Source organism: Enterobacter sp. E12, from assembly GCF_014596715.2.
Taxonomy (GTDB): Bacteria; Pseudomonadota; Gammaproteobacteria; order Enterobacterales; family Enterobacteriaceae; genus Enterobacter; species Enterobacter bugandensis.
Genome location: NZ_CP115601.1, coordinates 381,689 through 397,796 on the forward strand (window position 1 = coordinate 381,689; position 16,108 = coordinate 397,796).

The 16,108-nt window shown below is 54.5% G+C and carries 9 protein-coding genes, 2 tRNA genes, 3 rRNA genes and 1 pseudogene; 7 read left to right on the forward strand and 8 right to left on the reverse strand.

The window, feature by feature from the left end; genetic code table 11:
• Position 1: 1 nt before the first annotated feature.
• Entirely contained in the window at positions 2–955 is a 954-nt protein-coding gene (locus tag IB212_RS01840; RefSeq protein WP_041911504.1) for a nickel/cobalt transporter, read from the reverse strand.
• A gap of 496 nt (positions 956–1,451) precedes the next feature.
• On the opposite strand from IB212_RS01840, the gene IB212_RS01845 reads away from it, so the two are divergent.
• The 4 genes from IB212_RS01845 (at position 1,452) to rrf (ending at position 6,424) form a co-directional block, all read left to right on the forward strand.
• Positions 1,452–2,991 (forward strand): 16S ribosomal RNA (locus IB212_RS01845).
• 85 nt (positions 2,992–3,076) lie between these two features.
• A tRNA-Glu gene (locus tag IB212_RS01850) sits at positions 3,077–3,152 on the forward strand.
• A 184-nt stretch (positions 3,153–3,336) separates the two neighbouring features.
• Positions 3,337–6,240: ribosomal RNA gene (locus IB212_RS01855) — 23S ribosomal RNA — on the forward strand.
• 68 nt (positions 6,241–6,308) lie between these two features.
• Positions 6,309–6,424, forward strand: a 5S ribosomal RNA gene (gene rrf / locus IB212_RS01860).
• The 16S, 23S and 5S rRNA genes sit together here with 1 tRNA gene alongside, the layout of an rRNA operon.
• A 241-nt stretch (positions 6,425–6,665) precedes the next feature.
• On the opposite strand, the gene IB212_RS01865 is transcribed toward rrf, so the two are convergent.
• Positions 6,666–6,741 (reverse strand) — tRNA-Phe (locus IB212_RS01865).
• Positions 6,742–6,909: 168 nt separating this feature from the next.
• Between IB212_RS01865 and IB212_RS01870 the strand changes: the two are divergent.
• Together IB212_RS01870 and IB212_RS01875 are read left to right on the forward strand one after the other, a co-directional pair.
• Positions 6,910–7,755 (forward strand): annotated as a pseudogene (locus tag IB212_RS01870) (AraC family ligand binding domain-containing protein).
• A 37-nt stretch (positions 7,756–7,792) separates the two neighbouring features.
• Positions 7,793–8,383 carry a LysE family translocator gene (locus IB212_RS01875; RefSeq protein WP_041911502.1) on the forward strand — a complete coding sequence of 197 codons (591 nt, stop codon included), beginning with the start codon at positions 7,793–7,795 and terminating at the stop codon, positions 8,381–8,383.
• Here the strand turns inward: IB212_RS01875 and IB212_RS01880 are convergent.
• The 5 genes from IB212_RS01880 to aspA all read right to left on the reverse strand — a co-directional run bounded on the left by IB212_RS01880 (position 8,380) and on the right by aspA (position 13,981).
• Positions 8,380–8,955, reverse strand: a complete 576-nt coding sequence (locus tag IB212_RS01880; RefSeq protein WP_028015225.1) for a transcriptional regulator — start codon at positions 8,953–8,955, stop codon at positions 8,380–8,382. The genes IB212_RS01875 and IB212_RS01880 overlap by 4 nt on opposite strands.
• Positions 8,956–9,004: 49 nt before the next feature.
• On the reverse strand, positions 9,005–10,714 hold the full coding sequence (locus IB212_RS01885; protein WP_041911501.1) for a protein-disulfide reductase DsbD: 1,710 nt from the start codon (positions 10,712–10,714) through the stop codon (positions 9,005–9,007).
• Positions 10,690–11,013, reverse strand: a complete 324-nt coding sequence (cutA, locus tag IB212_RS01890) for a divalent cation tolerance protein CutA (RefSeq protein ID WP_028015227.1) — start codon at positions 11,011–11,013, stop codon at positions 10,690–10,692. Before cutA ends, IB212_RS01885 begins: the two co-directional genes overlap by 25 nt.
• Before the next feature lie 113 nt (positions 11,014–11,126).
• Positions 11,127–12,428, reverse strand: a complete 1,302-nt coding sequence (locus IB212_RS01895) for an anaerobic C4-dicarboxylate transporter (protein WP_008502949.1) — start codon at positions 12,426–12,428, stop codon at positions 11,127–11,129.
• Positions 12,429–12,544: 116 nt separating this feature from the next.
• On the reverse strand, positions 12,545–13,981 hold the full coding sequence (gene aspA, locus IB212_RS01900; protein ID WP_003855923.1) for an aspartate ammonia-lyase: 1,437 nt from the start codon (positions 13,979–13,981) through the stop codon (positions 12,545–12,547).
• A 335-nt stretch (positions 13,982–14,316) separates the two neighbouring features.
• On the opposite strand from aspA, the gene IB212_RS01905 reads away from it, so the two are divergent.
• Positions 14,317–14,781, forward strand: coding sequence for an FxsA family protein (locus IB212_RS01905; protein ID WP_028015228.1), 465 nt, complete (start codon positions 14,317–14,319; stop codon positions 14,779–14,781).
• A 31-nt stretch (positions 14,782–14,812) separates the two neighbouring features.
• Here the strand turns inward: IB212_RS01905 and yjeH are convergent, their stop codons facing one another.
• Positions 14,813–16,051: an L-methionine/branched-chain amino acid transporter gene (gene yjeH / locus IB212_RS01910; protein ID WP_041911500.1), complete on the reverse strand. Its 1,239-nt coding sequence runs from the start codon at positions 16,049–16,051 to the stop codon at positions 14,813–14,815.
• Between the last annotated feature and the right edge of the window lie 57 nt (positions 16,052–16,108).

A 16,108-nucleotide genomic window follows, 5' to 3' on the forward strand; every position in this document is an offset into this window, starting at 1 on the left:
ATTAGCATCCGGCGGCGATGTAGTCGCCGTTGGCGCTAACGGGGATGACGGTCAGGAACAGGACGGTCGCGAACAGGATCAGGATGATACCTCCGGCAATTTTAACTGCCGGCACCAGCCATCTGAACGCGCTATCTCCCCCGAACCAGGCCACCGTGCGTTCACGGGCATAACGAACCGCCAGTGATAGCCCCATAATAGCGAGTGCCGTGCCTAAAGACATGGTCATAACGGCCGCCATTCCCCAGGTGACAATGCCCAGCGCGTTCGAAAACATCAGAATCATGATCGCACCGCTGCACGGACGTGCGCCAATCGCCAGAATAACGCCCAGACGCGTTTTCCAGTCACCTTGTGTCAGATCTGCGCCCACGCCGTGATGACCACAGCCACAGTGTTCATCGTGCTGATGAAGGGGAGTGATGGCTGAGATCCTCATTCTTTGAGGCCGCAGGCTTTTCAGCGCCTGGTAAATGATGAAAGCACCAAACGCGCCAATCAGCACGGCGCTTATCTTCTCGACATACCAGCGGCTGGTGCTGATATCCCCTGACGCGAGGTTAAATCCTACTGCCAGAATAAAGACAAACAGAATGGCGCTGACGCCCTGCATCAGGCTGCCAAGAAAGGGAACGGTGCGTGCGGCCAGTTCGCTCTCCTTATTTGTGCTCAGGTAGGTTGTCACGATGAACTTCCCGTGCCCCGGCCCGATGGCGTGAAGGACGCCATAAAAGAAAGCGCCTGTTAAGAGCCATAATCCACCGCTGTACTGGTTGTTATTAAGCTGCAGTAGATACATCACCAGATAACGGTGCAGCGTAATCTGCGTGGCAAGGCACCACTGGATAAAGGCGTTCCAGTGCATATGCAGCGTAAAAGCGGCGAAGAGGATGGTCAGCAGCATCAATCCGGCCTTAGGGAGGCGCCAGTCGCGAGGCAGGCGTTGTGTATTCATCAGGGGGAGCTCTGCGGAGAAGAATATTTGCCGCTAGTATAGTTGATCTTCTCTTTCAGTTCGCAGGATCGCATCAGGATCTTGCTGTAATTGTGGATAAGTCTGTGTGTAAAAGGGTATAAGGCGGGGTTTTGCTGGGGAATACAGCAGTCAGTCATTTTTTTGCAACTTTTCTGTTGCGGGCTGCGGAGAACTCCCTATAATGCGCCTCCATCGACACGGCGGATGTGAATCACTTCACAGTTAACCCGGTCGGTTGAAGAGAAAAAATCCTGAAATAACGGGTTGACTCTGAAAGAGGAAAGCGTAATATACGCCACCTCGCAACGGTGAGCGAAAGCCGCGTTGCAACTGCTCTTTAACAATTTATCAGACAATCTGTGTGGGCACTCAAAGTGACATGGATTCTTAATGTCTTCGGACAATAAATGAATACCAAGTCTCTGAGTGAACATACGTAATTCATTACGAAGTTTAATTCACGAGCATCAAACTTAAATTGAAGAGTTTGATCATGGCTCAGATTGAACGCTGGCGGCAGGCCTAACACATGCAAGTCGAACGGTAGCACAGAGAGCTTGCTCTCGGGTGACGAGTGGCGGACGGGTGAGTAATGTCTGGGAAACTGCCTGATGGAGGGGGATAACTACTGGAAACGGTAGCTAATACCGCATAACGTCGCAAGACCAAAGAGGGGGACCTTCGGGCCTCTTGCCATCAGATGTGCCCAGATGGGATTAGCTAGTAGGTGGGGTAACGGCTCACCTAGGCGACGATCCCTAGCTGGTCTGAGAGGATGACCAGCCACACTGGAACTGAGACACGGTCCAGACTCCTACGGGAGGCAGCAGTGGGGAATATTGCACAATGGGCGCAAGCCTGATGCAGCCATGCCGCGTGTATGAAGAAGGCCTTCGGGTTGTAAAGTACTTTCAGCGGGGAGGAAGGTGTTGAGGTTAATAACCTCAGCAATTGACGTTACCCGCAGAAGAAGCACCGGCTAACTCCGTGCCAGCAGCCGCGGTAATACGGAGGGTGCAAGCGTTAATCGGAATTACTGGGCGTAAAGCGCACGCAGGCGGTCTGTCAAGTCGGATGTGAAATCCCCGGGCTCAACCTGGGAACTGCATTCGAAACTGGCAGGCTAGAGTCTTGTAGAGGGGGGTAGAATTCCAGGTGTAGCGGTGAAATGCGTAGAGATCTGGAGGAATACCGGTGGCGAAGGCGGCCCCCTGGACAAAGACTGACGCTCAGGTGCGAAAGCGTGGGGAGCAAACAGGATTAGATACCCTGGTAGTCCACGCCGTAAACGATGTCGACTTGGAGGTTGTGCCCTTGAGGCGTGGCTTCCGGAGCTAACGCGTTAAGTCGACCGCCTGGGGAGTACGGCCGCAAGGTTAAAACTCAAATGAATTGACGGGGGCCCGCACAAGCGGTGGAGCATGTGGTTTAATTCGATGCAACGCGAAGAACCTTACCTACTCTTGACATCCAGAGAACTTAGCAGAGATGCTTTGGTGCCTTCGGGAACTCTGAGACAGGTGCTGCATGGCTGTCGTCAGCTCGTGTTGTGAAATGTTGGGTTAAGTCCCGCAACGAGCGCAACCCTTATCCTTTGTTGCCAGCGGTTAGGCCGGGAACTCAAAGGAGACTGCCAGTGATAAACTGGAGGAAGGTGGGGATGACGTCAAGTCATCATGGCCCTTACGAGTAGGGCTACACACGTGCTACAATGGCGCATACAAAGAGAAGCGACCTCGCGAGAGCAAGCGGACCTCATAAAGTGCGTCGTAGTCCGGATTGGAGTCTGCAACTCGACTCCATGAAGTCGGAATCGCTAGTAATCGTGGATCAGAATGCCACGGTGAATACGTTCCCGGGCCTTGTACACACCGCCCGTCACACCATGGGAGTGGGTTGCAAAAGAAGTAGGTAGCTTAACCTTCGGGAGGGCGCTTACCACTTTGTGATTCATGACTGGGGTGAAGTCGTAACAAGGTAACCGTAGGGGAACCTGCGGTTGGATCACCTCCTTACCTTAAAGAACCTGCCTTTGCAGTGCTCACACAGATTGTCTGATGAAAAGTAAACAGCAAGGCGTCTTGCGATTGAGACTTCAGTGTCCCCTTCGTCTAGAGGCCCAGGACACCGCCCTTTCACGGCGGTAACAGGGGTTCGAATCCCCTAGGGGACGCCACTTGCTGGTTCGTGAGTGAAAGTCACCTGCCGTCATATCTCAAAACTGACTTGCGAGTCATGTTTGAGATATTTGCTCTTTAAAAATCTGGATCAAGCTGAAAATTGAAACGACACATCTTAAATGGTGTGTTCGAGTCTCTCAAATTTTCGCAATCATGAAGTGAAACATCTTCGGGTTGTGAGGTTAAGCGACTAAGCGTACACGGTGGATGCCCTGGCAGTCAGAGGCGATGAAGGACGTGCTAATCTGCGAAAAGCGACGGCGAGGTGATATGAACCTTTGACCCGTCGATGTCCGAATGGGGAAACCCAGTGTGATCCGTCACACTATCGTTAACTGAATACATAGGTTAACGAGGCGAACCGGGGGAACTGAAACATCTAAGTACCCCGAGGAAAAGAAATCAACCGAGATTCCCCCAGTAGCGGCGAGCGAACGGGGAGCAGCCCGGAGTCTGAATCAGCTTGTGTGTTAGTGGAAGCGTCTGGAAAGTCGCACGGTACAGGGTGACAGTCCCGTACACGAAAATGCACAGGTTGTGAACTCGAAGAGTAGGGCGGGACACGTGGTATCCTGTCTGAATATGGGGGGACCATCCTCCAAGGCTAAATACTCCTGACTGACCGATAGTGAACCAGTACCGTGAGGGAAAGGCGAAAAGAACCCCGGCGAGGGGAGTGAAAAAGAACCTGAAACCGTGTACGTACAAGCAGTGGGAGCACCTTCGTGGTGTGACTGCGTACCTTTTGTATAATGGGTCAGCGACTTATATTCTGTAGCAAGGTTAACCGTATAGGGGAGCCGCAGGGAAACCGAGTCTTAACTGGGCGTTAAGTTGCAGGGTATAGACCCGAAACCCGGTGATCTAGCCATGGGCAGGTTGAAGGTTGGGTAACACTAACTGGAGGACCGAACCGACTAATGTTGAAAAATTAGCGGATGACCTGTGGCTGGGGGTGAAAGGCCAATCAAACCGGGAGATAGCTGGTTCTCCCCGAAAGCTATTTAGGTAGCGCCTCGTGAACTCATCTTCGGGGGTAGAGCACTGTTTCGGCTAGGGGGCCATCCCGGCTTACCAACCCGATGCAAACTACGAATACCGAAGAATGTTATCACGGGAGACACACGGCGGGTGCTAACGTCCGTCGTGAAGAGGGAAACAACCCAGACCGCCAGCTAAGGTCCCAAAGTCATGGTTAAGTGGGAAACGATGTGGGAAGGCACAGACAGCCAGGATGTTGGCTTAGAAGCAGCCATCATTTAAAGAAAGCGTAATAGCTCACTGGTCGAGTCGGCCTGCGCGGAAGATGTAACGGGGCTAAACCATGCACCGAAGCTGCGGCAGCGACACTATGTGTTGTTGGGTAGGGGAGCGTTCTGTAAGCCGTTGAAGGTGTGCTGTGAGGCATGCTGGAGGTATCAGAAGTGCGAATGCTGACATAAGTAACGATAAAGCGGGTGAAAAGCCCGCTCGCCGGAAGACCAAGGGTTCCTGTCCAACGTTAATCGGGGCAGGGTGAGTCGACCCCTAAGGCGAGGCCGAAAGGCGTAGTCGATGGGAAACAGGTTAATATTCCTGTACTTGGTGTTACTGCGAAGGGGGGACGGAGAAGGCTATGTCAGCCGGGCGACGGTTGTCCCGGTTTAAGCGTGTAGGTGTGTGTTCCAGGCAAATCCGGTTCACTTTAACACTGAGGCGTGATGACGAGGCACTACGGTGCTGAAGTGATAAATGCCCTGCTTCCAGGAAAAGCCTCTAAGCATCAGGTAACACGAAATCGTACCCCAAACCGACACAGGTGGTCAGGTAGAGAATACCAAGGCGCTTGAGAGAACTCGGGTGAAGGAACTAGGCAAAATGGTGCCGTAACTTCGGGAGAAGGCACGCTGATATGTAGGTGAAGTCCCTGCGGACGGAGCTGAAATCAGTCGAAGATACCAGCTGGCTGCAACTGTTTATTAAAAACACAGCACTGTGCAAACACGAAAGTGGACGTATACGGTGTGACGCCTGCCCGGTGCCGGAAGGTTAATTGATGGGGTTAGCGGCAACGCGAAGCTCTTGATCGAAGCCCCGGTAAACGGCGGCCGTAACTATAACGGTCCTAAGGTAGCGAAATTCCTTGTCGGGTAAGTTCCGACCTGCACGAATGGCGTAATGATGGCCAGGCTGTCTCCACCCGAGACTCAGTGAAATTGAACTCGCTGTGAAGATGCAGTGTACCCGCGGCAAGACGGAAAGACCCCGTGAACCTTTACTATAGCTTGACACTGAACACTGGTCCTTGATGTGTAGGATAGGTGGGAGGCTTTGAAGCGTGGACGCCAGTCTGCGTGGAGCCGTCCTTGAAATACCACCCTTTAATGGCTGGTGTTCTAACGTGGACCCGTGATCCGGGTTGCGGACAGTGTCTGGTGGGTAGTTTGACTGGGGCGGTCTCCTCCCAAAGAGTAACGGAGGAGCACGAAGGTTAGCTAATCCTGGTCGGACATCAGGAGGTTAGTGCAATGGCATAAGCTAGCTTGACTGCGAGAGTGACGGCTCGAGCAGGTGCGAAAGCAGGTCATAGTGATCCGGTGGTTCTGAATGGAAGGGCCATCGCTCAACGGATAAAAGGTACTCCGGGGATAACAGGCTGATACCGCCCAAGAGTTCATATCGACGGCGGTGTTTGGCACCTCGATGTCGGCTCATCACATCCTGGGGCTGAAGTAGGTCCCAAGGGTATGGCTGTTCGCCATTTAAAGTGGTACGCGAGCTGGGTTTAGAACGTCGTGAGACAGTTCGGTCCCTATCTGCCGTGGGCGCTGGAGAATTGAGGGGGGCTGCTCCTAGTACGAGAGGACCGGAGTGGACGCATCACTGGTGTTCGGGTTGTCATGCCAATGGCACTGCCCGGTAGCTAAATGCGGAAGAGATAAGTGCTGAAAGCATCTAAGCACGAAACTTGCCCCGAGATGAGTTCTCCCTGAGACTTTAAGTCTCCTGAAGGAACGTTGAAGACGACGACGTTGATAGGCCGGGTGTGTAAGCGCAGCGATGCGTTGAGCTAACCGGTACTAATGAACCGTGAGGCTTAACCTTACAACGCCGAAGGTGTTTTGGCGGTGAGAGAGACGATTTTCAGCCTGATACAGATTAAACAGAATTTGCCTGGCGGCTTTAGCGCGGTGGTCCCACCTGACCCCATGCCGAACTCAGAAGTGAAACGCCGTAGCGCCGATGGTAGTGTGGGGTCTCCCCATGTGAGAGTAGGGAACTGCCAGGCATCAATCAAGAAGAACCCCGTACCGAAAGGTGCGGGGTTTTTTGCTTTGTGCGCCGGAAAATACCGGGTGGCGGCTTCGCCTTATCCGGCTATAGGTTTTGCAGGCCCGGTAAGCGCAGCGCCACCGGGAAATGCTAACCGCATGATCTTACCGGGAAGAGATACAGGAGTAAAAATAAGGTAAGGTTTTGATAAACGCAGAAAAGCAAAAACCCAGCCATAGGCTGGGTTCTTTAAATAGTGGTGCCCGGACTCGGAATCGAACCAAGGACACGGGGATTTTCAATCCCCTGCTCTACCGACTGAGCTATCCGGGCAACGGAGCGCATTAAACCGCAATCGCGCCTTATCGTCAACATTATTTCAGGAAAAGCTGTTCAACTGCTTAAGTTTGCGGCAATCTGTACGTTTTCACCGTGAAAATGCACAAATCTTCCAGACAATACCGGGCCGTGCGGCAATGCTGATGACAACAGGAGGGCAGTATGGCAAACGACTGGCTTGAGCTCCGTCAGCATGCGGATACCGGCATTGAAACGATTAAAGCGCACTTCGAAGGCCATGCCTTCGATCCCCACTGGCACGATAGTTATCTGGTCGGGATTACCCTTTCAGGCACCCAGCAGTTCCACTGTCGTCGCGAACGCCACCGCAGCCATCCTGGTGATGCGTTCTTACTGGAGCCGGGCGAAATTCACGACGGCGACGCGCCTGTGGAAGGAGGCTTTACCTATCTCACCTTCTATCTTGACGAGCAGTGGCTGACGCGTACCCTCCGTGGATTATATGAAGCCACGCCGGATCGCTACTCGCTTCACTTTGCTCAAACGCTAACGCGAGAACCTCAGCTGGTCCGTTCTATCGGCTAGACGTTTAACGCGTTGCATAGCGATGAGATGAAAATTGTTCAGCAGAGCACAATGGATAAGCTGCTCTCTCAGATCACCTCCCATTGCCACTGGCGTAAGAAACTCCCGTCGCAGCTACAGAGCGCTGCCGTGGCGCACCGCGCACGCGACTATCTTTATGCGCATATCGGCGAGAACGTGGGGTTGTCAGACCTTGCGCGCGAGACGGGCACGGATCGCTTTACACTGACGCGCTGTTTTAAGCGCGAGTTCAACCTGGCACCGCACGCCTGGCTTATTCAGCTGCGTCTGGCAAAGGCGCGACAGCTGCTGGCGCACGGCGAACAGCCTGTTAATGTGGCTACAGCGCTCGGTTTTGCCGACCAAAGCCATCTGGGACGCTGGTTCCAGCGTGCATACCGCATTTCCCCTGCCCACTACCGCCGGTTGTGCACAAACCTTCCAGACGTTTCCAGAAAATAGCGGCACAGTAATGGCTCTAACAAAAAAGGAGCCATCTGTGAGTCTGATGCCTTATCTGCTGTTTGCCTTTGTCGCGTCGATAACGCCCGGCCCGACGAATATCCTCGTTCTCACTAACAGCCAGTACTTTGGTGTGAAAAATACCATTCCCGCCATTTTGGGGGGATGTATTACGGCGAGTCTGATTGTGCTGATATCGGGTGCCGGCGCCGGGGAGGTGCTGCGTCAGTTTCCTCTGATACGCCAGGCAATGAGTTGGGCGGGCGTGCTGTGGCTAACCTGGATGAGCTGGCAACTGTATTGGGCGCCTGCGGCGAATCTTTCTGAGAAGACGCCTCATCGCTTCACCGCGCAAGCCGCAGCGCTGCTGCAGATGGTGAATCCGAAAACGTGGATGATGGCGCTGGCAGTAGTGAGTCTTTTTGCTCCCGCGAGCATTCATCCGTTAAGAGATATTGCGCTGATGGCGCTATGGTTCTTACTGATTTCTGTGATGTGCCTGATGTGCTGGGCGTGGCTGGGGAAGGCGGTAAACCGGGTGTTTCGCACCACCGTGGCGATGGTGCGGTTTCAGCGCCTGATGGCGCTATGTTTGCTCGTCTCCGCCTGGGCGGGCATGCTGGTCTAGGTTAACGCCCCGCCCATACGACACTGGGCAAAGCGCAGAATGTCTTCCGCCAGGCGGTGCGCCGTATCCACATCGGCCTGGCTACGGTTCACCAGCATGCGGCTCAGGCAACCCTCCAGTACGAGCTCCATCTGCTTAGCGACCATTGCCGGGTCATCCACTTCAAGCGTTGTCAGCAGTTCGTGGGTGAAGTCATGCGCCGCACGTTTTTGCTGATCCGCCAGCTGGTGTATTGGATGGCCAGGATCGGGATAAAACGTACAGGCAGCAATAAACAGGCAGCCTGGATAACGATTGTTGCTGACGCACTCTGTCAGGGCGGTGTAGCGCGCTAACAGTTTTTGCTCGGCGGTCAGCTCTTCATTCAACATTAGCTGCCTGCGCCAGATATCCACCTGCTGGCTAAGATAGCGTAGGGCATCATAAAGCAGCGCCTCTTTATCCGGCCAGAAGCGCTTAAGCTCATCCAGAGGGTAATCGATACGGTCGGCTACCATCTCAAGCGTGGTGCTGGCGATCCCTTGAATCTCAAGTAGTTGCAGGGCTTGTCCCAGTACGTCTTCGCGTTGCACGGTTATCTCCTCCGCTATTCCCAACGGTATGTCCCGTCTAAAGTGTTGTTTACGGTTGGCGATTGCGCAAATGCGCGCTGAATGCCGGTGCGTCCATAAACCCGGTTACACGCTGTTCTGGCAGCTCTTCCCCCTGCTCATTGAAGAACAGAATGGTTGGTAGCCCGAGTACGGTAAGGTGTTTAAGCAGGGCCTTATCCTGCGCATTGTTGGCTGTGACGTTTGCCTGAAGGAGTACCGTCTCTTTCAGGGCATTTTGCACCAGAGGATCGCTAAAGGTGTATTTTTCAAACTCTTTGCAGGCAACACACCAGTCGGCATAGAGGTCGAGCATCACCGGTTTGCCTTTTGCCTGCGCCAGCGCGCTGTTGAGCTCATCGACGTTCTTAACGTGTATAAAGTTTAAATGTGCCTGCGTCTGGCCCACAGGCAAGCCGAACGCCCAATCCTGAAGCGGGCGCACGCTCACCAACGCGGCGGCGAGCAGGAGAATTTGCACCAGACGCATCCACGCTTTTTTTGCCCCCAGGCTGACGATAAACGCCCAGGAGAAGAACGCCACGCCGAGCATGGCCCACAGGCGCAAACCCCACGCGTCACCCATGATGCGCTCCAGCAGGAACACCGGGAGCGCCAGGATGACAAAGCCGAACGCGGTTTTCACCGTCTCCATCCACGGGCCGCTCTTCGGCAGCAGGCGGTTGCCAAACACCGTCACCAGAATCAGCGGCAGGCCCATCCCCAGCGCGTAAAGATACAGCGTACCCCCGCCGAGCCACATATTACCGCTCTGGGCGATGTACAGCAGGATAGCGCTCAGCGGTGCTGTAGTGCAGGGGGAACAAATCAACCCGGCGATGGCGCCCATTGCGAACACGCCGCCCGCAGAGCCACCCTGCTGGCGATTGCTCATCAGCGTTAAGCGGGTTTGCAGCGAAGAGGGCAGCTGAAGCGTGAACAGGCCAAACATCGACAGCGCCAGCAGAATAAATACGGCTGACAGGCCGATTAGCACGTAAGGGTGCTGAAGCGCTGCCTGGAACTGCAGTCCGGCCGCGGCGACCACGAGGCCGAGGGCGGTATAGGTGAGCGCCATGCCCTGCACATAAATAAAGGCCAGGAGCAGCGCCCGGGCGGTAGAAAGACGCTGTTTGCCGCCCAGTACAATCCCGGAGATAAGCGGGTACATCGGCAGGACACAAGGGGTAAAGGCAATGCCGATACCAATCAGTAAGGCCCAAAGTGCTGAGAACGGCAGATCGGAAGCAGCTTTGGCTTCGCCTTCATCCCTCACCCTGTCCCTCTCGCCTGAGGGGAGAGGGGAGGCAGCCGCTTTAACTTCAGTAAGCGGAACGATCTTCGTTTCAGGAGGGTAGCAGAAGCCCGCGTCGGCACAGCCCTGATACGTAACCGTCAGCGTGGCATCTTTATCCGCCTGATTCACCGTGACGGGCACGCTTAAGCGCTGGCGATAAATTTCACTTTTACCGTAGAACTCGTCCTCATGCCATTCGCCAGCGGGCATTTGCAATGCGCCAACGTTAGCCTTTGCCGGCATGATGCTGACCTGCTTGCGGTAGAGGTAGTAACCCTCTTTCACCTGCCAGGTCAGATTGAGATCGTGCTGGTTTTGCTGAAAGTCGAAAATGAACGCCTGGTCGGCGGGAATAAAGTTCGAACGGCCGGGCGCGTCAAACAACCCGGCAAATACTGACGTGCTGCACAGCAGCAGGATCAGCGTAAAGAAGCGTTGAGCCATGAGAGATAGTCGTTATCGCCGTGGACCACTGGCAGCACCAGCAGCTCCGGGGTTTGATAAGGATGATGAGACTTGAGGCAGTCAAGGAGCGCCTGCTGATTCGCCAGATTGGTTTTGAGCAACATCTGGACTTCATACTCCTGCTCCAGCTTGCCTTCCCAGTAATAGAGGGAGGTCGCGCCGGGGAGCAGCGTGACGCAGGCTGCCAGTTTTTCGGCCAGCGCTTTGGCGGCGAGATCCTGGGCAGAGGCTTCATCAGGGGCGGTACACAGTACGACAACAGCATCAGGCGTGTTCACAAGTCGACCTCCTCATCACGAAAGTCTTCACTATATCACGCCATGCGATTGGTCATTAATGAAACGGGCCGCAGAGCGGCCCGATTTTAACTATTTTTACAACGGCTAACCGTTTACAGCACAATGCCACCGATGATAAAGCCGAGGACGACGCAAAGCGTAATCGCCACCACGCCCGGGATCAGGAACGCGTGGTTAAACACGTACTTACCGATGCGGGTTGAGCCGGTGTCATCCATCTCAACCGCGGCCAGCAGGGTTGGGTAGGTTGGTAGCACGAACAGGGCGGAAACGGCCGCAAAAGAGGCAATCGCCGTCAGCGGCGTTACGCCCAGCATCAGTGCCGCAGGCATCAGCGCTTTGGTGGTGGCAGCCTGAGAGTAAAGCAGCGTCGCGGCAAAGAACAGTACCACCGCCAGCAGCCACGGGTAGTTGTGCAGCAGGTCGCCGGCAACGGTCTGGATGTCGCTGATGTGTGCTTTCACGAAGGTGTCACCGAGCCACGCAACGCCCAGTACGCACACGCAGGCGCTCATACCGGATTTGAAGGTGCTGGCGTTCAGCACTTCGCTGGTGTCGATTTTACAGGTGATGCTAATCAGCGTGGCGATGGTCAGCATGAATACCACAATCGCTTCGTTACGCGGCAGCACCGGGTTCTGGATCAGCCCCACGGTGTCGCTGATGGCGGTCGCGTAGAACATCACGGCGACGATACCGATCAGGAACAGCAGCACGGAGCGTTTCGCGTGCGGCTTCAGCTCGAAGACCTGGCTACCGCGCAGGCTCACTTCACCTTTTGCCAGACGCTCCTGGTAAACCGGATCGTCTTTCAGCTCGGCACCGAGGAAGTTACACAGCACGGCGGTAATCATCACCGCAATCAGCGTGACTGGAATACAGATCGCCAGCAGCGTCAGGTAGCTCACGCCCATCGGCTCAAGGATACCCGCGAAGAAGACTACGGCGGCTGAGATTGGCGACGCGGTGATCGCAATCTGCGACGCAACCACGGCAATAGAAAGCGGACGAGACGGGCGAATCCCCTGTTCTTTTGCCACCTCGGTGATCACCGGCAGCGTGGAGAACGCCGTGTGGCCGGTTCCCGCGAGAATGGTCATAAACCAGGTCACCAGCGGGGCAAGGAAGGTGATGTATTTCGGATGGCGGCGCAGCATGCGCTCCGCCAGGCTCACCAGGTAGTCCATACCGCCTGCCACCTGCATGGCCGCAATAGCGGCAATAACCGCCATGATGATTTCGATAACGTCAAAAGGGATTGCGCCGGGTTTAATCTGAAAGATAAGGGTAAGTACGAGCACCCCGAGACCGCCGGCAAAACCAATGCCGATACCCCCGAGCCGCGCGCCCAAATAAATCGCCAACAGGACGATGACGAGTTCTGCTCCAAACATAAAGACCTGCCTTGCTTATTAACAAGTTGATATTGAATTGTTGTATTTAGGTAACGCCTAAAAAGAAAAAAGGCACGTCACAAGTGACGTGCCTTTCGGAAGCCTAGCCTGAACTGTTACTGTTCGCTTTCATCGGTATATCGTTTCGCTTTATATGCCGGATGCATCAGGTTCTGGGCCGAGAAGATATCGTCCAGCTCGGCTTCGGTCAACAGTCCACGCTCCAGCACGACTTCACGCACGCTCTTACCGGTTTCGGCGCAAATCTTACCAACGATGTCACCGTTGTGGTGGCCGATGAACGGGTTGAGGTAAGTAACGATCCCGATGGAGTTATAAACATAGCCTTCACAGACTTCTTTATTCGCGGTGATGCCGTTAATGCATTTTTCCAGCAGGTTGTAGCAGGCATTAGTCAGGATGTGAATGGATTCAAACATCGCCTGGCCAATCACCGGCTCCATCACGTTCAGCTGCAGCTGACCGGCTTCGGAGGCCATGGTCACGGTGGTGTCGTTACCAATCACCTTGAAGCAAACCTGGTTCACCACTTCTGGCACTACCGGGTTAACTTTGGCTGGCATAATGGAAGAACCCGCCTGCAACTCTGGCAGGTTGATTTCGTTCAGGCCAGCGCGCGGGCCGGAGGAGAGCAGGCGCAGGTCATTACAGATTTTGGACAGTTTCACCGCCAGACGTTTCAGGGCGCTGTGTACCATTACGTACGCGCCGCAGTCGGATGTGGCTTCAATCAGGTCTTCCGCAGGCACCACAGGCAGGTTAGACACTTCCGCCAGCTTCTGAACTGCCAGCTGCTGATAGCCATCCGGGGTGTTCAGACGCGTGCCGATGGCGGTGGCGCCCAGGTTCACTTCCAGCAGCAGCTCGGAGGTGCGCAGCAGGTTTTTGGTCTCTTCGTTTAGCAGCACGTTAAACGCGTGGAATTCCTGACCCAGCGTCATTGGCACCGCGTCCTGCAGCTGGGTACGGCCCATTTTCAGAATGTCCTGGAACTCAACGGCCTTACGCTGGAAGCCATCGCCCAGTTGGTTGATCGCGTCGACCAGTTTGACCACGGAGGCATACACCGCGATACGGAAGCCGGTTGGGTAGGCGTCGTTGGTGGACTGGCATTTGTTAACGTGGTCGTTCGGGTTGAGGTACTGGTATTCACCTTTCTGGTGGCCCATCAGCTCAAGGCCGATGTTTGCCAGTACTTCGTTGGTATTCATGTTGACGGAGGTACCCGCGCCGCCCTGATAGACGTCAACCGGAAACTGGTCCATGCATTTGCCGTTGTTCAGCACTTCATCGCAGGCAGCGATAATCGCATTTGCCGCGCTTTTAGGAATGGTTTGCAGCTCTTTGTTCGCCAGCGCTGCGGCTTTCTTCACCATCACCATGCCACGGACAAACTCAGGGATATCGCTGATTTTGCTGTTGCTGATGTAGAAGTTTTCAATCGCTCTCAGAGTGTGAACACCATAGTAGGCATCCGCTGGAACTTCCCTGGTACCCAACAAGTCTTCTTCGATACGAATGTTGTTTAACATGTGAACCTTCTTTTCAAGCTGCCGATGGATTGTACTAAACACACAACATATATGTGGTTTTGAATATTTTCTGACCGACGATTATTCCCTCAATCGGCCAGATGTTCGAGATCATATGCTGATGATAGCGAATTGCCGTAAGCTGGATCACTTATTATCGACCCGATTCCATGATAATTATTAATCTGTGAAATGTGTCACCGCTTTAATATTTCCGAAAAAAATATCCGTGCAAACCGATTGAATTTTGGCTAACCGTCTCCATCTCTTACAGACGCGTGACGCGAACACATTCAGACAGGGGCCAGATGGCACCTGCCACACAGGAGATGCCAGTGCGCTGGATACCGTTTATTGCTTTCTTTCTCTATGTTTACATTGAGATTTCTATTTTCATTCAGGTAGCTCACGTGCTGGGCGTCCTGCTGACGCTGATTCTGGTGATCTTCACCTCCGTCATCGGCATGTCGCTGGTGCGTAATCAGGGTTTCAAAAATTTCCTGATAATGCAGCAGAAGATGGCCGCAGGCGAAAGCCCGGCAGAAGAGATGATCAAAAGCGTGTCGCTGATTATTGCTGGCCTGCTGCTGATCCTGCCGGGGTTCTTCACCGACTTCCTCGGCTTGCTGTTGCTGTTGCCGCCGGTGCAGAAGCACCTGACCATGAAGCTGCTGCCGCACCTGCGCTTCAGCCGCATGCCGGGCGGCGGGTTCAGCACAGGGCCAGGCGATACCTTCGAAGGGGAGTATCAGCGCAAGGATGAACAGCGCGACCGTTTAGACCATAAAGACGATCGATAATTTTATTGCCCGGTGGCTTCGCTTACCGGGCCTACGGATTTTTCCGCTTCGGTAAAAACGCCCACAGCCCCGCCAGCATGACTATGGCGTACACACTCTTCCATCCCACCATCGCCAGCAACAGCAGGCACAGCACGCCCCCGACGACCGCCAGTGCTTTATAGCGACCTTTCAGCAGACGACAGCCCGCCAGCATGCACAGCAGGTAGATCATGATGAAAATACCGTTGGCGTAGATAATTAGAGCATCGAGGTTGATGTCGAGAAGATAAATACCCAGCGAGCTCAGGACGCAGCAGCCCAGCACGGCATTCAGCGCATTCATAGGGAGTTGACGTTTAGACAACCGTGCGAGGCGGCTCTCAGGTTTGTAGCGCGCCTGTGACCACACCAGACGGGCGAAGCTCTGTATATAAATGTTGAGGCTGGCAAAGCAGGCGAGATAGCCAATCACACAGGCCACCCATAGCGCCTTCACGCCGAAAAGTTTAACCACGATACCCGGTAGCGATGCGGCGGCGGCTTTATCTTCGCCGAACGCGTTGAAGTGCAGCACCAGCACGGTACAGGCCCAATATACGGTGCCCGCCAGCAGTAAACCAATCATCAGAGCGCGGGGAAAATCACGCTCGGGCTGTTTAAACTCGGATGCCAGGTGAGCGAACGCTTCAAGGCCAACAAAACACCAGAACATGACGGATAACGCAGCGAAAAGCTGTGAATGGTCGATATTGTTTATCGCAGGGAAGGGGATATCCGCTACGGTAATGTTACCCGCAAACCAGATGGCGACGATCAGCACGACGATCAACGCTGCAACCAGCGTTTGCAGATTCGCGCTTGAACTGGCCCCGCGCGAGCCCACCCACCAGACGATCGCCAGCGTACCCAGCTCAGCCAGCAGCAGTTGCTCGTCGTGCCAGCCAAACAGCGCCTGTCCAAAGCCGGTGGCGATATGCAGGGCTGCCGGAAGGCCAACGGGTATTACCGACAAAAACAGCCAGCCGGTTACACGCTCCATACGCGGACCAAACGCCATGCCGACAAAATGCGCCACGCCGCCCGCGCTGGGGAAGTGCCGCCCGAGTATGGCAAACACAATCGCCACCGGGAACACCAGCAGGATCAGCACCGGCCATGCCCAAAGACTGTTATTTCCTGCGACCAGCGCCGCCAGTGCCGGTACGGCAAACACGCCGGTACCTAACAAGGAGGTTGAAAGCAGGCCAATGCCCTGCGCCAGCCCCAACTCCTGCCTGAGTCCACTCATTTACCTTGCCCTACCACCATCAAAAGAGAGTGGATGGTAACACTTTCGCAAATTTTT